Raw genomic sequence first — 22,541 nt, forward strand, 5'->3', positions numbered from 1 at the left:
TTTCAGAATTTAACGATAATACAGATATGAGGTGATTATTATTTACACGTTGCCAGATAAAAAATATTGGGACGGCAGAATTGATAGTGAGAAGGATCAGAATTCTTTTCGTCTTCATCAGATAGTGGCGCTAAAAGATGCCCAAAAATTAGCGGAAAATGAAAGCGCTTTTGGATTTGTTGGCTTTGAGTGTGAGGAAGGAGTTAGACGCAATAAAGGCAGGCTTGGAGCGGCTCTTGCTCCTAATAAGATCAGACAATTTTTATCAAGCCTTCCATACCGTCTAGAAAAAAAAATAATAGACATAGGAAACATTTCTTGTGAGGGAGAAGCACTCGAAAAAGCCCAGAAAGAGCTTGGCGAATCTATCGGCAAGCTATATAACAGCTCCTCTGTTCCGATCATTTTAGGAGGAGGGCATGAAACCTTATATGGACACTATTTAGGAGCCCGGGGCCATATCGGACCAGATGCTTCATTAGGCATAATCAATATTGATGCTCACTTTGATATGAGAGAGGATCCTCTCCCTTCCTCCGGTACAATGTTCAGACAAATTCTTGAACATGATACAAATGCAGGCTATTTATGTATTGGCATCCAAGAGCTTGGAAATACAGAAGCCCTTTTCCAAACGGCGGACAAGCTAGGCTGCACTTATATTTACGAGGAAGACGTGGCGGCTAATGATTTTCTGCAAACCTTTAAAAAAATTGATCAGTTTGCTGCCCAACATGATTTTCTTATTTTAACTTTGTGTACAGACTCCATTATTTCATATGCAGCTCCTGGAGTCAGCGCTCCTTCCCCTTTTGGGTTGGACCCGAAAACAGTTAAAACACTTTTGAGATACATAGCTGCAAAAAACAACTTGCTTAGCTTCGACATCTCAGAAGTCAATCCGTTATACGATGAAGGAGACCGAACCGTCCGGCTTGCTGCTTATCTTATCGCAGAAGTCATGCGTCATTTCAACCAGAATCACACATAATAAGGAGTGAAACTATGACAGTCGAAATCAACCAGGTAACTACGATCTTCTTAGCGGTCGCTGTCTTTATGATTGGAACATTTTTAAATAAAAAACTTACATTCCTGGATAGGTTTTGTATTCCTGCCCCGGTAGTCGGCGGGCTTTTATTTGCCATCATTGCAACCGTATTAAAAAGCACCAATCTTTTAAGCATTAATTTAGATACTTCCCTTCAAGGACTTTTCATGCTGACTTTCTTTACAACTGTAGGCTTGGGAGCGAGTTTCGCTTTAATTAAGCTCGGTGGAAAATTACTCATTATCTACTGGCTGTCATGCGGCTTTTTAGCACTTATGCAGAATGTGATCGGTGTCTCCTTCGCGAAATTACTCGATATCCATCCGCTCATTGGTGTCATGGTCGGCTCTGTATCAATGGAAGGTGGCCATGGGGCCGCCACAGCATTCGGCACAACCATTGAAAAGTCGGGCATCGACTCCGCTTTATCCGTTGGCCTTGCCGCTGCTACCCTGGGACTGGTTGCTGGCGGCTTAGTCGGCGGACCAATTGTTAAATATTTAGTAAGTAAATATCATTTAAAGCCTTCCGAAACAGAGCTGAATCCAACATCAACCGGCTTGGAGGAAGCAGCAGAATCACCTGTCACATCCCAATCGTTTATGATGCAGGTATTCATCATTACGTTATGTATGGCTTTAGGGTCCTATCTCGGGAATTTATTCACAAGCCTCACCGATTTTTCTCTACCTGATTACGTAAGTGCGATGTTTGTTGCTGTTATTGTACGTAATATTCTTGATCAATTCGATAAAGGCATTATCCAAATGAAAAGCATCTCGCTCATTGGCGACATTACACTGGGTGTCTTTTTGTCCATGGCCCTAATGAGCATCAAGCTGTGGGAGATCGCCGACCTTGCTCTTCCTCTGATCATTATTGTACTTATTCAAGTATTATTCATCGCACTGTTTGGCATCTTCGTTCTCTTCAAGCTACTGGGCAAGGATTATGATGCAGCTGTTATGGTCGCCGGATTTACGGGGCACGGTCTCGGGGCCACCCCTAATGCCATCGCTAATATGAGCGCTGTTGTAAACAAATTTGGCCCTTCTCAAAAAGCTTTCTTGATTGTTCCGATTGTTGGCGCCTTCTTAATTGATGTATTTGCCATGCCAATTATTATTACAACCATAAATATGTTTAGCTAGAAACTGTTGCTAAAGTCTAGAATAGTAGGCTTTAGCAACAGTTTTTTATTCGTAAGGCCCTGTTATATTTGTTTGTTGATTTTCACTGCAGACGGACGTTTTTCGCTATAATCCAGATTGAAAAAACAACATTTCTTTTTAGTAAAGCTACTTGTAAAAAAAGCGAAACAATTGTATAACAGATGTTGACTTTTAAAATCTGTTATAATACAATGGTTTCAAAGATAAATAAGTCAGAATAATTAAAAAATAGGAGGTCGTCATTATGATGCCATTAGAATTTTATCGCAATATTCCAGGAAAAGAATGCTGCCAGTGCGGAGCACAAATCATTGAACAACATGAGTCTTATCATAATGAATGTGAATATTGTCTAAGTAAGATAGAAGAATAAGCCGTTCATTTTGTATGAATCCGCCTGTTATGAAGAACAACAGAGCGGATTCTTTTATAACCTTATATAAAAACTGTTTGGAATGGTTGACTGCTAACGCATAACAAATCAATCTGTCGGCAGAATATCAAATATACTTATCAGCCATTATTAAAAGTTGGATCTGCTAAGGGGGCTCTAATGAGAAAAACGATCAAAGTCGTCGCTGCTGTCTGTATTGATGAACATGATTGTGTATTATGCGCTTTACGCTCACCGATCATGCCTTTACCGAATTTATGGGAATTTGCAGGAGGAAAAGTTGAAAAGGGAGAAACTCCTGAGGAATCACTCGTGAGAGAAATTCAGGAGGAACTAGGCTGCCTAGTACAAGTTCATGAATTGATCGAAGATGTGTCTCATGAGTATCCTCATGTTATTGTGAACTTGCTTACCTATCGAGCAACCATCGTAGAAGGAGCTCCAAAAGCAAAAGAACATGCACAAATCAAATGGGTGCCCCTTCAAGAGCTACGCTCGTTAAAATGGGCACCCGCTGATATTCCGACAGTGGATAAGCTTCTGACAGACGAACTGAGCGTTTAAGATCTTATTAGACGTTTAGCTCGTAATAGAAAAACTGCTCATCCTTTATCCATCCATCTGATTCATATAAATGTTGTGCGGAGATATTGTCTACTGCTGTTTGTAGCTTCAATCCTTTCGCATCTGTTTCTTTTGCAAATTGTTTGGCAGCGTGTAACAGCTGTCTCCCTGCACCTTTATTTCTACTTTCCGCTGTTACGAATAGATCATTTAAAATCCAGATCCGCTTCATTGAAACAGACGAAAAAGCGGGATACAATTGAGTGAATCCAATATACTCGCCATTTTCAACTGCTGTAAAAATAACAGATTCCTTCTTTTCCATTCGTTCGCGTACGAAGTCCTCTGCTGCCTGTATGTTTGAGGCCTGTTTGTAAAAAACTCTGTATGAGTTAAACAGATTAGCCACTCCATTGATATCCTCTTGTGTTGCCTGATAAATCTCCATCTCGCTTCCCCCATTCCAGTTTCTTTATAATTACAGAATATATCATCTTTGCGGAAAACAAAAAAATTTTTCGCATTTTTCTTTCTATTTCTAATTTATTTTAAATAGATTATTCATGCTTGCATAATCATTTTGTTCTGTTATTTGATTTCATAGTTCAGCCACACAGCCTTATCCGCTCCTACCTTATCATACAAGGCCTGAGCCGCCAGGTTATCGTGTGCTGTTTCCCAAATCATATGGGAATAATTATTTTCTCTTATATAATCAATGCTATGCTGAAGCAGCTTTTCGCCAATTTGTTGTCCCCTTGCGGCCGATGTTACATATAAATCGTAGAGGATAGCCATACGCTTTACTTCCAGTGTGTTAAAAGTGAAGTATAGCGTAGAAAACCCGACGATTTGGCGAGGACTTTTTTCTGCCACAAATTGAATGCCCTCATAAGGATTGGCAATTAAATGTACAATTAATTTTTCAAGTGAGCCTTCATCCGGACGATCACAGTTATAAAAATCGACGATGTATTCATACATCAAATCCATCAGCTGTGGTATGTCACTTTCAACAACAGGTCGAATGCTTATATGTTCCATATTTCCTTCCCCCCAATTTATGAAATGTCATTGTACTTTATGCAAGTTGTATGCCGTCAAGGATAGAATTCCTCTTATATGGAAGACGTTATTTTTTGTATTTCTTATGTTAGCCAGGCAGTTGAAGCACTCATAAATGAAGAAAAAGATACAGTGTTTTGAAATTAGAGGAAAAACTTTTTGACTTTACCACTCGGAAAATCAGACACCTTTGAAGATCAAGATTATATCTGAATACTTAGCTATCCTAAAGCTGCAGAAACCGATCTTTTGCCGCCTCTCTTCAATGAATAACGGTCAAATCTTGCTGTATTCCGTCCCTTTCAGCAAGATATTTTTCCTATTTTAACCTCCCAGATAGACGAAAAATTAGTTTTATTTTCCAAAACATCATTGACATTGATAATCATTATCAATATTATTAAAACTAATGATAATGATTATCATTTTTATTTAGGAGGATTGCATAATGAGAAAAGCATTTCTATTTTTTACTGGCTTGACCTTGCTGTTTATGTTAGCTGCCTGCAGTGCCAGTGAACAGCAATCAGCTGGAAAGGATAGCGAAGCACAAGCGAAAGAATCAGCTGGAATCGAAATAACGGATGACTCTGGACAGACGATTACATTTGATTCCGCTCCCGAGTCTGTCGCTACCCTGAGTTCAGGAGATTTAGATATTTTGTTAGCTTTAGGCGCGAATGTAACGGGACGGCCGACAGCCAATGGACATGTAGTTAAAGAAATGAAAAACATTCCTGAAATTGGTAATTTACACCAGCCGAATTTTGAAAAAATTAGTGAAGTCCATCCCGCTGTTTTAGCCGCTCCTGTAAGTTTCAAACAACAGGCAGCAAATATTGAACAGCAAGGAACAAAGGTTCTTTACACACAAGCCAACTCGGTAAAAGACATTCAAGAAACCATTACGATGTACGGAAAGCTATTGCAAAAAGAAGCTGAAGCGAAAGAGTTGAATAAAGTTATTGACGAAAAGAAAGAAAGTGTGGAAAAAAGTCAAAGCAACCCGGTCGATACGCTCCTAGTGTATGGAGCTCCTGGCACCTATCTCGCTGCCTTGCCAAACTCCCTTTCTGGAGATTTACTAGAAAAAGCCGGCGGAAAAAACATCGCCTCTGACTTTCCAAAGGAGGAAAAGTTCCCTCAGTATGCCAGCTTAAGTGTAGAAAAGATCATCGAAAGAAACCCACAGGCTGTTATGCTCATTACCCATGGCGATCCTGAAGCAGTCAAATCAGCGTTTGAAAAAGAAATGATGAAAAGTGCTGCCTGGAAAAACCTTGATGCAGTGAAAAACGGCAATGTTGTTGTTCTGCCTTCTCACTTATTTGGCACTAACCCTGGAACAAAAGTAACCGAAGCGTTGGAAGTAATGAAGGAAAGTCTCGAAAAGGTGAAATAAAGTGGAAGCCATAGAAGTAAAAGAATTTGCAAAGGCCCACCCATTCTCCAAGAAAAGAACCTGGTTCATCTGGACTCTTGGCTTATTGCTGTGTCTATCTTGTTTATCAAGCTTGATGATTGGAACGGTTTCTTTTTCAGTTAGTGACATCTGGAATGGCATTTTTCATACAGCTGACACGCTTGAAAGAAGGATTGTATGGGAGCTTCGACTTCCGCGGATGCTTGTTGGCATGATGGTTGGCATGTGTCTCTCCGCCTCGGGAGCCATTTTGCAGGGAGTGATGAAGAATCCGCTCGCTGATCCGGGAATTATTGGAGTTTCATCAGGGGCTGGCTTAGCTGCAGTAACTACTATGATTATTTTCCCGGCTTATCTTATGTTTCTGCCACTCGCCGCTTTTCTCGGAGCCCTTATTACAGCACTCGTTATTTACATTTTGTCGTGGAAAGGCGGCACGTCCCCTGTCCGGATCATTTTGGTCGGTGTTGCTATTAACGCTATTCTTGGCGCCATCATGAGCGCGCTCATGATCCTGTATAGCGATCGGGTGCAATCTGTTCTTCCCTGGCTTGCCGGGGGAATTGGCGGAACCGGCTGGGTACAGTTCAACATGATTGTTTATTATACAGCTGCCGCTCTGATTTTATCTCTGTTTTCAATTAAGCATATTCGTATTTTGCGGCTTGGCGATGAAGTGGCCAAACTGCTTGGACACAATGTAGAATGGAGCCGGTTTCTGCTGATTGTGCTTAGCACGCTCCTTGCTGGTATTGCTGTCAGCGTATCAGGGCTCATCGGTTTTGTCGGATTGGTCGTCCCTCATATACTAAGAACCACTATCGGCGGTGATTATCGGTACTTACTCCCTGCCTCAGCACTTGGCGGCGGTCTGCTTGTTGTTGTCGCTGATACAGTGGCCCGGAGTGCTTTTAATCCGATTGAGCTACCTGTCGGCATTTTACTTGCCTTTCTAGGCGGGCCATTTTTCTTATATATGATTCAAAGACGGAGGGATTCATTTGCTTCTCACTAAAGATCTGTCATTCGAGCATGCTTCTTCCTTTCAATTGAAAGATACAGATATTCATATTGAAAAAGGTGAAATTGTCAGCTTAATCGGCCCAAACGGTTCAGGGAAATCTACACTTCTGCGCATCATTTCCCGGCTTATTTCTCCCAAAAGCGGTGAAGTGATCCTTGACGGTAAAAACATCCGGTCAATGAAAAGCATGGAGGTAGCCAAAAAACTAGCCATGCTTCCGCAAATGCAGGATCATCAACTAGATTTAACCGTAGGAGAACTCGTTGAATTTGGTCGATATCCCTATCGGGGAGCTTACAGCAAACTGAAAGAAGAGGACAAGCATATTATTCAATGGGCCCTTGATGTTACACAACTTGGCCCTCTACAAAACCGTATGCTGCAGACACTTTCCGGCGGCGAGCGACAAAGAGCTTGGATTGCGATGGCGATTGCCCAGCGTCCAGATGTTTTGTTGTTAGATGAGCCCACTACTTTCCTTGATATCTCTCACCAGCTGGAAGTCATGGAACTGGTGAAAGAGCTTAATGATCAATTTAATATGACTGTGGTCATGGTGCTGCATGATATCAATCAGGCAGCGCGCTACAGCGATCGGCTAATTGTTTTAAAAAATGGCAAAATCGAATATGAAGGCCTTCCCCAATGCGTATTATGCAAGGAAATGTTCCGCTCGATCTTTGAAATTGATGCCCATATATATCAGGAAAATGGCAAAGCCTTTTTTACTCCGATTAAATTAAGAAAGGAAGAGTATGCATGAAAAGAGAACCTCTTAATCAGGATTCAGTGAGAGAATTTATTGTGGCGGCCCATGGGAATTTCGATGAGGTAAAGAAGCTGTTAGCAGCCGAACCTGCACTTCTTCACTCCTCTATCAACTGGGGAGGCGATGATTGGGAAAGTGCGCTCGGCGCAGCAGCACACACAGGCAGAAGAGATATTGCCCAATTTCTTCTTGACCGAGGAGCGCGAATGGACATTTTTGCCGCCGCTATGCTTGGCGAGCTGCCTATCATTCAGGCCATGCTTAGTGCTTGCCCCTCTTTGCTTCATGCTAAAGGGGCACACGGCATTCCACTACTCCGCCATGCAGAGATGGGCGGAGAGCCGGCTTTTCCTGTGTATGAATATATAGATAAATTATTGTCTGAGGAGGCAGTTCTATGAGAATGATGAAAGCTGTGAATACGATTAAAATCAAAAAAGGAAGAGCAGAAGAGGTTTTATCCCGTTTCGCCAGGCCGAAAGCTGTTCATACATTTGAGGGATTTGTATTGATGGAAGTACTAAAAACAGAAAGCTTGTCCGATTATGATGAGTTAAAGATCTGCACTACATGGGAAGACCGTCAATTCTTTGATAACTGGGTAGAAGGAAGAGGAGCAAAGAATGCCCATCAGCAAAGCCGCGAGCAAAATCCTGAGGATAGTCCAATCATTGGCTCCCACCTAATAACCTTTGAAGTCATCTACCAGCATAAGCCGGCTGCAGAAGCGAGCCAAAGCTTATAAAAAATCAAAGGCGAGCCTTTTATCTGCTCGCCTTTTTCTTGATATGAAACAGTCCGCTTACATTTCAATCACGATTTTTCCCTTTGCATGGTGGGTTTCACTTAAGGCATGGGCTTCTTTTATCCCTTCAGCCGTCAGCGGAAACCGGTGTCCGATTATGACCTTTAATTTACCTTGCGCTAAAAGATCGGCCATTTTTGCCAGCTGCTCTCCATTTGGAACGAGCCAAATGTTCTTCGCTTTAATATTCCTAAGCGCTGCTTTTTCTTGATCCGGTTCAGAAACGATAGACGCCATTCTGCCTCCCTCTCTCAAAACTGTAAAGCTCTTTTCTTGATTTTCTCCTCCCAATGAATCGAGCACAAAATCGAAATCGGCAAGGGCTGTTTCGAAATCTTGTTTCTTATAATCAATCACCTGATCGGCTCCAAGAGATTGCAGTAATTCAACGTTGTGGGTACTCGCTGTCGCAGCGACATAGGCACCAGCATGTTTAGCCAGCTGAATAGCAAAGGTTCCGACTCCGCCGGCCCCTGCGTGAATAAGCACTTTATCTCCCGCTTTCACTTCTCCAAAATCGAACAAACATTGCCATGCGGTCAGTCCAGCAAGAGGCACACAGGCTGCTTCTTCAAAGCTAATATTATCCGGAATCTTGGCAAGCAAGTGTGAATCGACCGCAGTGTATTCTGCATATGTTCCTCTATTCGTTGTTTCTGGACGTGCAAACACTCTGTCACCCGCTTTGAACCCTTCAACGTTTTCACCAACTTCTTCGATTATGCCTGAAGCATCCCATCCTAAAATAATCGGGAATTCAAATGGCATCATTGTTTGTAGATAGCCTTCCCGGAGCTTCCAGTCAATCGGGTTAATCGAAGTTGCATGGAGCTTCACAATGACCTCATTCTTCCCGGCGCTCGGCTTTTGGATGTTCATTTCCTTTAATTGCTCGCTGCCGCCATATTGCTCAATGACAATTGCCTTCACAGTCGCTCACCCTCTTTTCCAATATCATTTTTCTTACACTGGCCTTTATTTTCTTTTTTCAAGCGCTTTAACTAGCTCTTCTCCCATTCGTTCAGAAGAGAATGGATCACGGCTCGTAACAATTTGCTCACTCGCCCAGACAGCATGCGCTTTTTCGCTTAAATTCCCTTTATCATATGAAGCAATGTGAGTGAGTTCCTGCTCCAGACTAAACGGCAAAATATCCAACAAGCCTTCCGGTTCAATTTCATCCGGGTATCCCGTTACTCTCTTGCCGGCAATAATACTTTTTCCATTAGGACGCAATGTCCAAATAAGCGGAGCCGGGCCATGACACTCTGCAGCAACAATGCCGCCCTGATCATACACTTGATTAATAATACGGTGTAAATCTTCATTTTTTGCCAAGTCATACATCGCTCCATGCCCGCCAACAATCAAAATGACATCATAGTCATTCGCCTGTACATCTGAGAGCTTTTTTGTATCATCTGCTCTTCCAGATTCATACAGGGCTTTATACGTTCCTTCGGGATCATACTCCGGAGAAAGGCTTGCCAGATCAACAGTTGGCTTACCACCTAATGGAGAAGCAAGGTCTACGTGATGGCCAGCGTTTTCTAAAATCTGCAATGGAGCAAATAATTCTTCCCCCCACCAGCCTGTTTCGTAATTATTTTTTTCATCTTTATATCCGCTAGACAAAACTGCTAATACTTTTCCCATTTCCATCTCTCCTTTATTTACATTTAAAACAAGTCAACCCTGCACGGATCGTCATCATTCACCCGGTTTCCACCAGCTATTGAAAAGTACCCTTTCAAGGATTGGGCAAAACTATTTCTAGTTTGCACCAAGCTTGACAAGATATTCTCTACATTTCTTGTATCCAAGAGCTTGCTGCTTTCTCAAGCAGGTCGATTCATTTCATTGCTGTTCCACATTCGAGGAAAAATTTAACGGCCTTTCCCTGATTAATGATCAAGAAAAGGCCGTTATTTATCTCTTACATTTCTAGTACATCTCAGTAAACCAATAAGAAAGCAGACTTCCTATTTAATAAGAAGGCTTAGCTGGTTCGTATGTTCCTAACGCCGTATAAAGAAAATCTTGGATGGCTTTTATGTCTTCTTCTTCAACCCCTAGCCTCTGGGCCCAGTATGGGCTGTTTTCAATGTCCTCTTCACACATGAGTACCATTTGGCCGTTTTGAAGAGAAAGAACAATGCTGTTACCTAAAAACTGCTTTGTATCAATAATCGCTAAGTCGTAACGATGGTGATCCGTAATACAACATACGAAACGATTGGATTGCAGTTCAGTCTCATCTAACAAAAAAGTTATATCCATTTTACCCCATCCTTTCACTCGATTTAGCGGCCTAAAGAATTAAATACTATTCCTTAGCTCAAGAATCGCTCTTTTTTCCTTTTAATAATAGAAAAGCAAGATTCATGCCACCTTTAAAATGCGATCGAAATAAAATAGAGCCCCGATACAACACAGCGCAAATAGCCTGGATGAACCATTCCGGAATAAGAAAGAGAACAAGGCGACCAAACTTTTATTCATTTTTGGGTTCTTAACTCTATTTTGAATAAAGGAGCCCTCTTTTCTCTTGGTAGAACGATTGAATGAACAACTATTGTTACTTGGTATCAATCTAAAAAACTTCTCCTAACCGTCACCCGGTCTGTCTTCTCTTCTCACAGAGACACGATGCCGGCTGAATCACCTTGCATCCTATAACCTTGCCTCTTTTTATCATACAAAGCAGACGATAGTGCTTAGGAACCGGCTGAATCCCTCCCATCCCTGTACTTTTCCGATAAATGCATACAAAAAACGGAAGCTGTGTTATACAGCTTCCGTTCTTTGGTAATCTCCATACCCAAGGCTCGGGATGGATAAAAAATATCCTTAAGCGTTCTACAAGTTGCTAGCTACAGAGTTTTTACGTAAAAATTACGTGTGCGTGGCCCATCAAACTCACAAAAATAAATGCCCTGCCACGTTCCAAGAAGCAGACGGCCTTCCGCAACAATGACATGCTGGGATGACCCGACTGTGCTAGATTTCATATGGGCCGCTGTATTGCCCTCCGCATGCCGATCCAATGAGTGCTCCCACGGATACACTTCATCAAAGCGCCGAATCATATCCCGCTTTACATCTGGATCTGCATTTTCATTGATCGTTATGCCTGCTGTTGTATGGGGACAATACACAACAACAGCCCCATCCTGTATCCCCTGCTCCTTAATGAAATTCTTCACTTCCTGAGTCACGTCGATCATTTGATCACGACTGTTCGTGTTTAATGTAAATTTTTTGAGCATGGCTTCCTCTCCTAAAAAAAATTGAATGATAGCTTCTATTCTTTTCCTCCAGGAAATTTCTGCTGCTTCAGCATGTCAGCAATGCCCTCATAATAAGGCTGGCGGTAAAAAGAGGCCACTGTTTTTGTCCACGTGCCCGCCCGCTGCGCTCCGCTTCTTTCAGCTAAATAATTAGCGTAATCGTCATTATACTTTTCAAGCAACGGCTTTTGTTCTTGCTGATAAGTATTCTCGTGATAGACTGCTTCTTTCGGCAAGCGCGGCTTTTGTCCGGTGTCCTTTCCGGGATGACCAATACATAGACCGGTGATCGGGATCACATAAGGCGGAAGAGCGAGCTCTTTTACCACCTCTAAAGAATGGCGGCGGATGCCTCCGATCGGTACCGTACCAAGCCCAAAGGATTCAGCTGCAGCCACAGCCGTTCCAAGAGCAATCCCGACATCTGTCACTCCAACAATTAATGTATCAATATCTTCAATAGCCTCCATCGGCATACCTTCCATCTCGCTTGCCAAATGTGTCCGATAAAAATCTGCACAGAATATGAGAAAGACGGCTGCTTCCTCTACATGTTTCTGTCCGCCGCACAGCTCGGCAAATCGTTTCTTGCGCTCCGTATCCTTGATTGCGATAATAGATAGCTGCTGTCCGTTAATCCAGTTTGGAGCGGCCTGCACGGCCTGAATAATTTGATCTAATTGTTCCTCATCTACCGGTTTGTTTTCAAACGACCGGAACGAGCGATGGGATAATAATGTTTGAATTACTTCATTCACCAATGGTTGCCTCCTCATAATTCTCTTTTACATTTCTTCTTTTTCATCGTAACGCAATGGTCTGAAGATTTCAAAAAACACACTCCACAGCAGAGAGATGCATCAGCTAGCATTCACTTTACCCACATTTGGCCGATAGAATAGCTGAGTGCACAATAGAAGGAGAGCAGCCATAAAATGACTATTTATGAACAAATGAAGATTGTCTTACAAGGTAAGTTAAATGAACTGATCACCTCTTCACATGTGAAATCTGCTTTAATGAATCAATTTGGGACGAATCCGGACAGCGTGATCCTTTCTGATTACTGTTATAACCGCTTTAATAATGGAACCCCCTTTAATAAGCATTTATTTCTATACATAAATAGAAATACGTATAAATACTTAGAAGAACATTATCCGTATACTGGCCTTATTTTTCACAAACCTAAAGGATCTGATGAAGAAATAGTGATCGGAGAGTGGAGAAACGGAGTAAGCAGCTTTTATGAAAAAAAAGAGGACTTTCCCATTGGTAACCGAAGTCAGATTCCCTCCATTGGCAAAGAGCAGATCAGCAAACTTTATGAAGAGTACAACCAAATGCTAAAGTATGAAATGAGCTTACTAAATTGTAAGCCGACAGAACTCCGGCATCTAATCGGAAGGATTGGCGAATTCCTTTGCGCGATCCACACAAATGGAAGTCTAGCCAGACAAACGAACCAGCACGGCTTTGATGTCATAAGTAAGGGAAGGAGAATCAGCGTTAAAACCACTGCACAAACGAGCGGATTTATTACCGTTAATCAGAACACATTTGCAGAATTTGATGACTTCTTCGTTGTTCAATATATCCATGATGAATTTAAAGTTATCTATTACGGGCCAAAGGAAGGGATACTTGACGTAGCGAGAAGATATGAAAATAAATATGAAATCGACATAAAGAAATTAAAGACGGTATCTGTTCGTTAGTGGCTATCCTGCTGTTTAGATAGAATCGACTAGCTTTTTATTCCATATAGGCCCTTTTTAACATACAACTAATCGATTCTTTTTCATAGCTTCATATTCCTTTTCCACTTAACAAAAAACACCGGACAAAAGACGATTGCAGCTCGTCCGCTTTGCACGGTGTTCCTTCAAGCATCAGATTATTTGTTATTCCTCATCGAAGGAGGGCAATTGACGGTCCGTTCGGCATTTTTCACAAACGTGCAGTAACCCCGCCTGCAATTGCCATTCTCCATTTTGGCTCATTTCCATTTCTTCCTCGCTTCCGCACACTTCGCAAACTTTCATCTCTATTCCTCCTTTTCTCAAGAGAAATGCTTTCTAACGATACTTTTTTAATGATTTTGATCTTCTTCTATTTCAAACCCGCTATCCAGTAGAGCTTGTTGAAAGTCCGTATAAGAAGCCGCCTCTTCATTGTAGCTGAAGACGGCTTCTCCGCTGGCCGGGTTTACTTCTGTTCTTCGCACTCCCCACACGGATTCCAATGCTTGTGAAGCTTTTTCTGCCTCCTGCTGGGTCAGCTTATTTTTCAACCTGATGACTCCCTTTGGCACGGCAAACTCCTCCTTCTATTAATGAGTCTCCCTTTTATCCTGCTGAAATGCCTGGCCCATTCCTTGTAGAAATTCCGTCATGACTGCCAACGAGGCCCGGGCTTCAGGAGTACGAATGCTCTTTCCTAGCTTCCAAATCCCTGGATCTTCTTTTCTTTCTACACTTTCTGAGACCCTTTGCATCCCTTGATTTACACCTTCTAGAATATTCGCCAACTGCTCTGGATTTACAGCTCCTAAAAATTTGGCCGTATTCATTCCATTTTTAATAATGTTGTACATCGCTGGCTGATTCATCTGCTGGATAGCAATGGCCCCCACATCCGTGCGCTGCTCAAGCAAGCCTTTAACGATGTTCAAAACTCCCATTTCATGAAGGTTCTTTAAAATTGCGATGGTGCTGACGATCGCTTCCCGATTATCGGCTAGCTCTTTGATGATGGCTGTTACTGCCTCAGTTTGTTCTTCCTGCTGATTTGGAATGTTTCTGCTAATTTGCCTGACTGCCTTGGCCATACTCATCCCCCCTTATTTCAATAATTTCTTCAATCGGTATGAAATCCGGCCGTTTCCATTTTTCCTCTACTCTCACGCTGATCTGAGGAACACGGTTTCCAAACCGGTGATTCACCGGTGGAAGTGGAGGTTCACCTTTTTCTTCAAGAACTTCCATCTTGACGCCCATTTCCTTATAGTTTGGCGTATGAGTAATCTTGTCATGATAGCTGCTCGTTAAACGGTTTACCGCTTCGATTTCCTCAGTCGTGTTCATAGTTAAATACAGCTCGTTGCCTCTTACACGTTCCGTGACAATCGTTCTTACTTCCACATGGCCATAAGGAGAAGTCAACCGTACCAAAGATCCATCTTCAATGCTCCTTTGGCTAGCAAGCTCTGGCGATATTTCAAGCCACGGGTGTGGAACTTTATGAGTTAATCCCTCCGACCGGTAAGTCATGTTTCCTTCATGGAAATGCTCCAACAACCGGCCATTATTTAAATGCAAGTCATATTCTTCCCCTGCTTCATACGGCGGTGTGAAGTCAACTGGATAAAGCCTTGCCTTTCCGTCCGGAAACGCAAAACGGTCTTTGTATAGAAGGGGCGTATCTGTTCCATCGGCAGCGACCGGCCATATGAGACTGTTCCACTCTTCCAGACGATCATAGCTGACCCCTGCAAAGATAGGTGCAAGCCGGGCTGCTTCATCCATGATCTCGCTCGGATGTTTATAATCCCAATTGGCACCCAGCCTGTTGGCCAACTCTTGAAAAATCATCCAGTCCGGTTTAGAATCTCCAAGCGGTTCCATTACCTGATAGAACCTTTGAATTCTCCGTTCTGTGTTCGTGAACGTCCCTTCTTTTTCAGGACTTGGAGCAGCTGGCAAGATCACATCTGCATACTGAGCCGTTCTGCTGAAGAAAATGTCCTGAACAACGAAGAAATCAAGCTTTTCAAAGTGCGCTTCTACATGGTTTGAATTTGAATCGACAAGCGCCATTTCTTCTCCGAAAAGGTACATCGCTTTGATTTGCCCCGTCTGAATACCTTCCACCATTTGGTGATTGTTGAATCCTGGTTCTGCCGGCAGAGTCACACCCCATTCTTTTTCATAGCGCTCTCTGGCTTCTTGATCTTGGACAGGTTCGTATCCAGGCAACCAAGCTGGCATTGTTCCAAAATCACAAGCTCCCTGTACGTTGTTATGCCCTCTCAGCGGATAAGCTCCTGTTCCGGGACGACCAAAATTCCCGGTAATCAATAATAAATTAGCAATAGCTGTACTGGCATCAGTCGCTCCTGTATGCTGGGTAATTCCCATCGCCCACAGCGCACACACTGATTTAGCTTCATGAATCATTGTCGCTGTCTCAATCAGCTGTTCTTTCGTGAGCCCGGTTGCTTCCTCTGCATAATCCAATGTGAATTTTTCTAAAGAAGTGATATATTCATCTAATCCATTCACTCGCTTGTTTAAAAACTCTTTATCCTCCCAACCTTGATCCAATATATATTTGGTCACGGCAGAGATCCAAATCAGATCCGAGCTCGGCTTTGGATGCAGAAAAAGATTAGCTCGTTGTGCCAGCTCATTTTCTCTTAAATCAGCTACGATCAGCTTTTGGCCATGTAATTTATGCGCCCTTTTTACCCTTGTCGCAAGCACTGGATGAGACTCGGCTGCATTTGCTCCGATCACGATGACTAATTCTGATTGCTCAATGTCTCTCATCGTTCCTGAGTCCCCGCCGATGCCAACCGTCCGCATAAGCCCCGCAGTAGCTGGAGACTGACAATACCGTGAACAATTATCTACATTGTTGGTCCCCATCACAGCGCGTGCCAGTTTTTGAAATAAGAAGTTTTCTTCATTCGTACATTTAGAGGAGGCAATATAGCCGATAGAGTGTGGACCATGCTGTTCTTTAATAGCTGTGAGTTTGCTGGCAACAAGGTTTAGCGCTTCCTCCCATGTTGCTTCTATAAACTCATCTCCCTTGCGGATTAGAGGGGTCGTTAACCGCTTCTCGCTGTTCACGAAATCCCACCCCCATTTTCCTTTCACGCAGGTTGAAATGCCGTTGACAGGTGCCTCCTCTGTAGGTTCAATTTTTAAAATTTCACGGCCCTTTGTCCACATCTCAAAGCTGCAGCCAACACCACAATATGTACAAACCGTTTTCGTCCGCTTAATGCGTGATTTTCTCATGGCTGCCTCTACTTCTGAAATAGCAAAAATCTCTTTATAGCCAGGTTCTACTTCTTTCGTTAAGTCAATCATCGGCTCCAAAATTTTTGGAGGAATGGATGTTAAATAGCCAGCTTCCCCGAGCATGGATTTCTCCATTAAGGCGTTGCATGGACAAACAGTAACACAATGTCCGCATGATACACATGAAGAATCATCAATCGGAACATCGTTATCCCAGATGACCCGAGGGGCTTCCCTGCTCCAATCGATTGTTAACGTTTCGTTCACCTGTAAGTCTTGGCAAGCCTCCACGCATCTTCCACATAATATGCACTGATCAGGCTCATATCGGTAAAAAGGATGGGAATGATCAGGAGGATACGGCTTAGCTTTGAATTCATACTTTTGATGCTCAATCTCCAAATACTCTGCCGTATTGTGAACGGTACAATTGCCGTTATTATTGTCACAAACCGTACAATAAAGCTCATGGTTTTTCAATATTCGTGACATCGCTTCGTATTGGGCTTCCCGTACAGGTGATGACAGCGTGTCTACCTGCATACCTGCTTCCGCTTTTGTAGAGCAGGCTCGTACCATTTCTCCTCCTACATTGACGAAACAGGTGTCACATGTTTGAATTGTTCCTAGATTTGGATGATAGCAGATACTAGGGATGAAAAATCCCCCTGATTGAGCAGCCTGCAGGATAGTCTGTCCCGGCTTTGCCGTGAATTCCTTGTCATTTATCCGGATTGAGAATGCGGATTCTTCCATTCTTTATTCCTCCTTGCTTTCAGTATTGCTGACTGGCGCAAGTTCCCGCCGGTAAGCAATCCAATAAAAAGCTGAAACAAATAGACTTCCTCCTATAGCATTCCCAATAAATACAAGAATAAAATTATAAAAATAATCTCCCCAATTAAAATAGCCTGCAAAGATAGCTGCAGGAATAACAAACATATTGGCGACCACGTGCTGAAACCCGATAGCAACGAATGCCATAATAGGGAACCAGATCGCTAATATTTTCCCACCGATATCCTCTGCTCCATAGGCCATCCAAACAGCCAATCCAACGAGCCAGTTACACCCGATAGCAGAAAATATCGCTGCCAGCGGATTAGCTTCCAGCTTAGCTTGTGCTGTTGCAACCGTTTTTTCGAGATAAGGGCCAGATGCCGTCAGTTCGGCTACGTGGCCGAAAAAATAAGCGACGAAGAGTGCTCCAATAAAATTGCTAATGGTGATCCAAAACCAGTTTTTGGCAAGCTGAGCTGCAGTAACCCTCTTAGCTAAGCAGGCCATCGAAACAGCCATCATGTTCCCCGTTAATAATTCTCCTCCCGCGATAATAATTAGCATTAATCCCACAGGAAATACAGCGGCGCCTAAAAAGGCTGAAAATGATCCCCACTCGTGAGGCAAACTGGCAACTACTCGTATATCTAAAAGATAGCCGAGTGAGATAAAGGCTCCTCCCAAAAAACCCAATAACAACATACTGTGAAGTGGCAAATGAACTTTTCTCGCTCCAGTCTCTACTGCTAGTTGTGCAATTTGCTGTGGACTGTGATAAGCCAATTCTCTCTCCTCCTTTGCTGACATTCTTTTATATACCTTCCCTAATAATGGAGATTTCAACAATAAATTTTCTTCTAATGGATTTGGTATATAAAGAAGAAAGGTAGGATACCTTTTTACATAAGAAATACTTTAAAGGACTCTATGGTAAGGAGGTCATTAGACATGGAGAGAGATCCATTATTTGAGAGGGTCAAGGGGATGATTTTATCTTCATCCAAGAAGCCGAAATATATGGCTATATCAACAGTAAAAGTTGCAGAAATATTAGGCGTAAAACCTGCTGATGTCGAACAGGGATTACAGAAACTGGTTCATGAAGGCAAACTAATCAGATCAAAGATAGAGGAAGCGCCGAATAGTGAAATTTATTCATTGCCTTAAATCGTCAACATACGAAAGAAAGGCTGTCAGGCAAAAAGGCCGGACAGCCTCTGTTGACAGCTTATCCCCCTCCTTTCTATCAGGCTTCCTTATTAAAAGCCAGGAGGGTCAATGATTGACAATAACTTTTTTCTTACTTTAAACTAGTAAAGACAATGACTACAATACCGCCTTATCTTATAAATATAATAAATTACATATTATGGAGGAATTTGCATGTCTAAAGTTTTATTTATCAAAGCTAATCCACGACCAATCGATCAGTCTGTAAGTGTAAAGTTATATTATGCGTTCCTTGAGAGCTACAAAGAAACTCATCCGCACGATGAAATCACTGAGCTTGATTTGTTTCAAGAAAACTTGCCGTACTATGGCACAGATATGATTAACGGCATGTTTAAATTAGCAAAAGGCTTAGAATTAACAACTGAGGAAGAAGCAGCTACCGTTACTGTCAATAAATACTTGAATCCATTTCTGGAAGCAGACAAAGTCGTCATCGCCTTCCCACTCTGGAACTTTACTGTGCCTGCAGCGCTACATACGTATTTAGATTATTTGTCGCAAGCTGGCAAAACGTTCAAGTATACACCTGAAGGTCCAGTTGGTTTACTCACTGATAAAAAAGTGGCCCTTCTGCAAGCACGTGGTGGTGTTTACTCTGAAGGACCTGCACAAGCAACAGAAATGTCCATGAATTATGTAAGAACCATTCTTGGCTTCTGGGGAGTAAATGATATCACAACCGTTATTGTTGAAGGCCATAATCAATTCCCTGACAGAGCCGAAGAAATTATTGAAGAAGGCGTAAGGAAGGCCGCAACAGCGGCCAACACATTTTAAATAAACATCACAAGGGGCTTTCCTGTCGGAAGCCCCTTATCTGATCGTCTTTATGCTCTTTTTCTAATAGTAAAGTTATCCTCCAACAGCAGCCAATTTTGTGGAAAAGAGAGACCAAGTTTCCAATACATAATCCCCCTTAAGCCAAATTGCTTGATCAGGTCAAATTTTGCCTGAATGCTGCGCGCATCTTCAAACCATACTTCATGCTGTACTCCGGCATCATCGATGTACTGAAAGAAAGGCGCTTGCGCCTGGTAATCATATTGAATTTGAGCATTTTCCCTTAATGCGATGGCGATTGCCTGCTGGGGACTGACAGCTCTTGCTGGCGGACCTCCTGCTGGTGGATAAGGAGCTGCCCAATTATAGCCATACAAATTTTGCCCCAACAATATTTTATTCCTCGGAATAACGCTCACGGCATAGCGCACAACATTTCTAACTGGCCCAATCGGGCTAACCGCTTGCGGTTCACTGTACGTGTATCCCCATTCATAAGTCATCAGAGCCACAAAATCAACAATTTGCCCAATGGCTTCATAGTCATGAGCGCCGTAAATCCCAGTTGTCACATCGCTCGCTTTCGGTGCAACAGCGGCCGATATCATTAAACCGGCCGCGTGAAGCCTGTCTCTCGCTTTTCGCAAAAATGTATTATACAGTTCGCGATCTTCAGGCCTCATCAATTCAAAGTCAAAATGGATGTCTTCATAACCAACATCATTAGCCACTTGGATAATATTTCCAAATAGCTGATTTTGAGCGGCATCATTCGTAAATATAGCATGCGCGAGATCAGCACTAAACTGGAACTCTTCTATATTACTGATAACCATTGCATTGATCGTCCTTGCAGCGCGAGCAATGGCAGGGATGTTGTCAATTGTAGGGGCATTGAGCGATCCGTCGCGATTGACCTGATAGCTGAACATGGCGAGATATGTTAAAGAGCCAACTCGATTGCGCACTTCATTGATGATCGCTTCGCTCACCGATGCTTGTGGTTCAACATAAAGCAGCACATCAATTGTAGACTTCGGCCGGGGAGGGATATATAGACGTTGCCCTATCTGAAGAGGAGCGGACACGGATATATTATTAACACGCGCAAGCTCGCTAACAGTTGTGCCATACGTTCTTGCGATGACGGAGAGCGACTCTCCTTGCCTTACCCGATGGTATCGCCCTGTAACCGGAATAACCAATGCCTGCCCGACAACGAGACGTGAAGGATCAGGCAATTCATTTGCCTGAGCAATCGCTTGCACAGTAGTTCCGTAAATTTGAGCAATCCGGTATACACTTTGGCCCTGCTGGACAACATGGATCTGCACAATAAACACCGCCTTTCTGAATAAAAGACTCCTTCACAATCCAATATATTTGCCGTTCAAGCCTATTATTCAGCAAAATCACTTCTTCTCTCTTAGTATACTGTGGTCCATTTAGGAAAAATAATGATAAATGCCTTATAATGATGGTGAAGAGTTTTCAGAGGAGGTTGTTAGATTGGATTCATTTATGAAGCGAGCGTTAGAATTAGCTGTGGAAAATGTTCAAAGCGGTGGCCAGCCATTTGGAGCAGTACTCGTGAAAGACGGCAGCATCATCTCTGAGGGAGTCAATGAACTCCATAAAAAATATGATGTGAGCGGTCATGCGGAAATGCTGGCAATCCGGCGTGCACAAGAACAGCTACAGACAAATGACTTATCGGGTTATACGATATACGCAAGTGGGGAGCCTTGTCCGATGTGCTTTGCAGCTATGTATTTTGCGGGCATTAAAGAAGTTTTTTATTGCGCGGCTGTTGAGGAAGCAGCAGCAGTCGGACTGACCACCTCTGGAAAGATTTATGACGATTTAAAAAAATCGAGAGAAGAACGAACCCTTTCGATGGTTCACATGCCCCTTAATGAGGGACAAGCCAATCCTATGGAACTGTGGGGAAAGCGTTCCTAAAGTAACAAAAGCTAGCTTTTGTTAAGCTAGCTTTTTTAACTCATGGCGCTCTTCGATACGCTTTTCAATCTTTTCAATCGCTTGTTTATCATTAAGCAATTGTTCCTTATTCTCTTGAATAAGCTCTTCAAGAGATTTCTTGTGCTTGATGCGCATAATTTTACACTCCTTTATATGTCATTTGTCTCCATAGACTTTAATTAGAAAAATTATTTGTAATAGAATTTTCTGAAAAATTCCATCTACCCTTAATATATACCACATCACATCTTAATAAACGTTCGGATTTTGACAATTATATGAAGGATTTTTATGTAAAATTATTTCCTGCGAAACAGAGGCTTTGTCCTAAAGAAAAAGAGCCTTCTTGGCCATTTCTTTTTTTCACTAAACAAAAGAAAAACAAGAACCTCTTTTTCAAGAAAAAAGAAGCCTAACTATTTTTCACACGTTTGCTGTTCACATTGTTATAGTTGATGATTTCATTCACTCTTCCAAATCACCGCTAATTGAGAAAAGAAAAATTTCTAAAATAACAGCCATTGCGAGCAAGCGGACCAATTTAACGAAGTACTTTAATAAAGCCAGGTTTGTACACACCTTTTGCCGCTTATGCAAATCACCATTTTATAAAAGAATAAGAAATGGTTGAATGGCTTTGAGTGGTTATTTTACCTTATAAAAAAGGAGAGAAAATCGATGACATTACACAGTTTTCATTTAAAAGCACACTGGCCCGGCCTGCGCAATGATGTAGGCAAAATTGAAACGGGCAATTTACAAACAAAAGTATCCATTCCACCCGAAATGGACGGCCCCGGTATCGGCACAAACCCGGATGAGATGCTGCTTGGTGCTGCAGCTACCTGCTACATTATTACCTTAGCTGCCATGATGGAGCGCAGCCATCTCGAAAAAGACAGCTTGACGATGGAGTCGGAAGGCATAGTGGAAGTTATAAATGGGATCATTACCTACAAAACAATCATTCATCGTCCAATTATTGTATTGAATTCCCAGGCTACCGACAGAGAGGTGTCATTAGCAAAAAAACTTGCTGAAAAAGCGGAAAAATCTTGCATGATCAGTCGAGCGCTTAAAGGAAATGTTGATATCCAACTGGAACCCTCTATTGAATTGGGACTGTCCGATAGCTAGCTATCGGACAGTTTTTTTATTTATGAGACTATGTTATACTC

Annotated in this window: 28 protein-coding genes; 14 read left to right on the top strand and 14 right to left on the bottom strand. The window is 42.4% G+C overall.

Annotated features, from left to right (window positions below; genetic code table 11):
• The first annotated feature begins 40 nt into the window (after positions 1–40).
• From hutG to ACH0BF_RS19850, 4 genes are all read left to right on the top strand, one after another.
• The gene (hutG, locus tag ACH0BF_RS19835) at positions 41–991 is read left to right on the top strand and encodes a formimidoylglutamase (RefSeq protein WP_120037903.1); all 951 of its coding nucleotides are present in this window, start codon (positions 41–43) and stop codon (positions 989–991) included.
• 14 nt (positions 992–1,005) lie between these two features.
• Positions 1,006–2,202 (top strand): sodium/glutamate symporter, encoded by a 1,197-nt coding sequence (gltS, locus tag ACH0BF_RS19840; protein WP_120034403.1) that lies wholly within the window; start codon positions 1,006–1,008, stop codon positions 2,200–2,202.
• Between the two features lie 265 nt (positions 2,203–2,467).
• The gene (gene yhfH / locus ACH0BF_RS19845) at positions 2,468–2,596 is read left to right on the top strand and encodes a protein YhfH (RefSeq protein ID WP_120034405.1); all 129 of its coding nucleotides are present in this window, start codon (positions 2,468–2,470) and stop codon (positions 2,594–2,596) included.
• Between the two features lie 180 nt (positions 2,597–2,776).
• Positions 2,777–3,181 carry a (deoxy)nucleoside triphosphate pyrophosphohydrolase gene (locus ACH0BF_RS19850; protein WP_340852572.1) on the top strand — a complete coding sequence of 135 codons (405 nt, stop codon included), beginning with the start codon at positions 2,777–2,779 and terminating at the stop codon, positions 3,179–3,181.
• Positions 3,182–3,188: 7 nt separating this feature from the next.
• On the opposite strand, the gene ACH0BF_RS19855 is transcribed toward ACH0BF_RS19850, so the two are convergent.
• Positions 3,189–3,629 (bottom strand): GNAT family N-acetyltransferase, encoded by a 441-nt coding sequence (locus ACH0BF_RS19855; RefSeq protein WP_340852570.1) that lies wholly within the window; start codon positions 3,627–3,629, stop codon positions 3,189–3,191.
• 140 nt (positions 3,630–3,769) lie between these two features.
• Complete coding sequence (locus tag ACH0BF_RS19860; RefSeq protein WP_120034409.1) at positions 3,770–4,225, bottom strand: GNAT family N-acetyltransferase; 456 nt, start codon at positions 4,223–4,225, stop codon at positions 3,770–3,772.
• Positions 4,226–4,694: 469 nt separating this feature from the next.
• Between ACH0BF_RS19860 and ACH0BF_RS19865 the strand changes: the two genes are divergently transcribed.
• From ACH0BF_RS19865 to ACH0BF_RS19885, 5 genes are read left to right on the top strand one after another with little or no spacing between them, the layout of a single operon-like run.
• Positions 4,695–5,648, top strand: coding sequence for an ABC transporter substrate-binding protein (locus ACH0BF_RS19865; RefSeq protein ID WP_340852567.1), 954 nt, complete (start codon positions 4,695–4,697; stop codon positions 5,646–5,648).
• Between the two features lies 1 nt (position 5,649).
• Positions 5,650–6,684, top strand: coding sequence for a FecCD family ABC transporter permease (locus tag ACH0BF_RS19870; RefSeq protein ID WP_340852564.1), 1,035 nt, complete (start codon positions 5,650–5,652; stop codon positions 6,682–6,684).
• Entirely contained in the window at positions 6,671–7,456 is a 786-nt protein-coding gene (locus ACH0BF_RS19875) for an ABC transporter ATP-binding protein (RefSeq protein ID WP_120034415.1), read from the top strand. The genes ACH0BF_RS19870 and ACH0BF_RS19875 overlap by 14 nt, the downstream gene beginning before the upstream one ends.
• Positions 7,453–7,863 carry an ankyrin repeat domain-containing protein gene (locus tag ACH0BF_RS19880; protein ID WP_406910127.1) on the top strand — a complete coding sequence of 137 codons (411 nt, stop codon included), beginning with the start codon at positions 7,453–7,455 and terminating at the stop codon, positions 7,861–7,863. Before ACH0BF_RS19875 ends, ACH0BF_RS19880 begins: the two co-directional genes overlap by 4 nt.
• Positions 7,860–8,207: an antibiotic biosynthesis monooxygenase gene (locus tag ACH0BF_RS19885; RefSeq protein ID WP_259455602.1), complete on the top strand. Its 348-nt coding sequence runs from the start codon at positions 7,860–7,862 to the stop codon at positions 8,205–8,207. Before ACH0BF_RS19880 ends, ACH0BF_RS19885 begins: the two co-directional genes overlap by 4 nt.
• A gap of 57 nt (positions 8,208–8,264) precedes the next feature.
• Here ACH0BF_RS19885 and ACH0BF_RS19890 read toward each other — a convergent pair whose 3' ends face one another.
• From ACH0BF_RS19890 to ACH0BF_RS19910, 5 genes are all read right to left on the bottom strand, one after another.
• A complete protein-coding gene (locus ACH0BF_RS19890) occupies positions 8,265–9,197 on the bottom strand; it encodes an NADP-dependent oxidoreductase (protein WP_406910128.1) in 933 nt (310 codons plus the stop codon).
• A gap of 45 nt (positions 9,198–9,242) precedes the next feature.
• Positions 9,243–9,923: a type 1 glutamine amidotransferase domain-containing protein gene (locus ACH0BF_RS19895; RefSeq protein ID WP_120034421.1), complete on the bottom strand. Its 681-nt coding sequence runs from the start codon at positions 9,921–9,923 to the stop codon at positions 9,243–9,245.
• 330 nt (positions 9,924–10,253) lie between these two features.
• Positions 10,254–10,547: an SAV0927 family protein gene (locus ACH0BF_RS19900; RefSeq protein ID WP_120034424.1), complete on the bottom strand. Its 294-nt coding sequence runs from the start codon at positions 10,545–10,547 to the stop codon at positions 10,254–10,256.
• 593 nt (positions 10,548–11,140) lie between these two features.
• Positions 11,141–11,536 (bottom strand): secondary thiamine-phosphate synthase enzyme YjbQ, encoded by a 396-nt coding sequence (locus ACH0BF_RS19905; protein ID WP_340852550.1) that lies wholly within the window; start codon positions 11,534–11,536, stop codon positions 11,141–11,143.
• Between the two features lie 35 nt (positions 11,537–11,571).
• The gene (locus tag ACH0BF_RS19910; RefSeq protein WP_406910129.1) at positions 11,572–12,315 is read right to left on the bottom strand and encodes an NADPH-dependent oxidoreductase; all 744 of its coding nucleotides are present in this window, start codon (positions 12,313–12,315) and stop codon (positions 11,572–11,574) included.
• Positions 12,316–12,492: 177 nt separating this feature from the next.
• On the opposite strand from ACH0BF_RS19910, the gene ACH0BF_RS19915 reads away from it, so the two are divergent.
• The gene (locus ACH0BF_RS19915) at positions 12,493–13,275 is read left to right on the top strand and encodes a DUF7225 domain-containing protein (RefSeq protein WP_406910130.1); all 783 of its coding nucleotides are present in this window, start codon (positions 12,493–12,495) and stop codon (positions 13,273–13,275) included.
• 186 nt (positions 13,276–13,461) lie between these two features.
• On the opposite strand, the gene ACH0BF_RS19920 is transcribed toward ACH0BF_RS19915, so the two are convergent.
• From ACH0BF_RS19920 to ACH0BF_RS19940, 5 genes are read right to left on the bottom strand one after another with little or no spacing between them, the layout of a single operon-like run.
• The gene (locus tag ACH0BF_RS19920; protein ID WP_182917012.1) at positions 13,462–13,602 is read right to left on the bottom strand and encodes a hypothetical protein; all 141 of its coding nucleotides are present in this window, start codon (positions 13,600–13,602) and stop codon (positions 13,462–13,464) included.
• A 47-nt stretch (positions 13,603–13,649) separates the two neighbouring features.
• The gene (locus ACH0BF_RS19925; RefSeq protein ID WP_120034428.1) at positions 13,650–13,871 is read right to left on the bottom strand and encodes a heavy-metal-associated domain-containing protein; all 222 of its coding nucleotides are present in this window, start codon (positions 13,869–13,871) and stop codon (positions 13,650–13,652) included.
• Positions 13,872–13,889: 18 nt separating this feature from the next.
• Complete coding sequence (locus tag ACH0BF_RS19930) at positions 13,890–14,387, bottom strand: helical membrane plugin domain-containing protein (protein WP_182917013.1); 498 nt, start codon at positions 14,385–14,387, stop codon at positions 13,890–13,892.
• The gene (gene fdhF, locus ACH0BF_RS19935) at positions 14,362–17,343 is read right to left on the bottom strand and encodes a formate dehydrogenase subunit alpha (protein WP_406910131.1); all 2,982 of its coding nucleotides are present in this window, start codon (positions 17,341–17,343) and stop codon (positions 14,362–14,364) included. The genes ACH0BF_RS19930 and fdhF overlap by 26 nt, the downstream gene beginning before the upstream one ends.
• Positions 17,344–17,346: 3 nt before the next feature.
• Positions 17,347–18,150 (bottom strand): formate/nitrite transporter family protein, encoded by an 804-nt coding sequence (locus ACH0BF_RS19940; protein WP_340852543.1) that lies wholly within the window; start codon positions 18,148–18,150, stop codon positions 17,347–17,349.
• Positions 18,151–18,315: 165 nt separating this feature from the next.
• On the opposite strand from ACH0BF_RS19940, the gene ACH0BF_RS19945 reads away from it, so the two are divergent.
• Both ACH0BF_RS19945 and ACH0BF_RS19950 read left to right on the top strand, forming a co-directional pair.
• Complete coding sequence (locus tag ACH0BF_RS19945) at positions 18,316–18,534, top strand: helix-turn-helix domain-containing protein (RefSeq protein WP_120034434.1); 219 nt, start codon at positions 18,316–18,318, stop codon at positions 18,532–18,534.
• A 216-nt stretch (positions 18,535–18,750) separates the two neighbouring features.
• Positions 18,751–19,377, top strand: coding sequence for an FMN-dependent NADH-azoreductase (locus ACH0BF_RS19950; RefSeq protein WP_120034436.1), 627 nt, complete (start codon positions 18,751–18,753; stop codon positions 19,375–19,377).
• A 50-nt stretch (positions 19,378–19,427) separates the two neighbouring features.
• On the opposite strand, the gene ACH0BF_RS19955 is transcribed toward ACH0BF_RS19950, so the two are convergent.
• Positions 19,428–20,714 carry a glycoside hydrolase family 18 protein gene (locus ACH0BF_RS19955; protein ID WP_120034438.1) on the bottom strand — a complete coding sequence of 429 codons (1,287 nt, stop codon included), beginning with the start codon at positions 20,712–20,714 and terminating at the stop codon, positions 19,428–19,430.
• Positions 20,715–20,889: 175 nt separating this feature from the next.
• Here ACH0BF_RS19955 and ACH0BF_RS19960 point away from each other — a divergent pair, with 175 nt between their 5' ends.
• Positions 20,890–21,342 (top strand): nucleoside deaminase, encoded by a 453-nt coding sequence (locus tag ACH0BF_RS19960; protein WP_340852541.1) that lies wholly within the window; start codon positions 20,890–20,892, stop codon positions 21,340–21,342.
• 21 nt (positions 21,343–21,363) lie between these two features.
• On the opposite strand, the gene ACH0BF_RS19965 is transcribed toward ACH0BF_RS19960, so the two are convergent.
• Positions 21,364–21,498: an FbpB family small basic protein gene (locus tag ACH0BF_RS19965; RefSeq protein ID WP_120034442.1), complete on the bottom strand. Its 135-nt coding sequence runs from the start codon at positions 21,496–21,498 to the stop codon at positions 21,364–21,366.
• 543 nt (positions 21,499–22,041) lie between these two features.
• Here ACH0BF_RS19965 and ACH0BF_RS19970 point away from each other — a divergent pair.
• The gene (locus ACH0BF_RS19970; protein WP_340852540.1) at positions 22,042–22,500 is read left to right on the top strand and encodes an OsmC family protein; all 459 of its coding nucleotides are present in this window, start codon (positions 22,042–22,044) and stop codon (positions 22,498–22,500) included.
• Positions 22,501–22,541: the final 41 nt, after the last annotated feature.

The organism is Pseudobacillus sp. 179-B 2D1 NHS, assembly GCF_045370945.1.
GTDB lineage: Bacteria > Bacillota > Bacilli > Bacillales > Domibacillaceae > Pseudobacillus.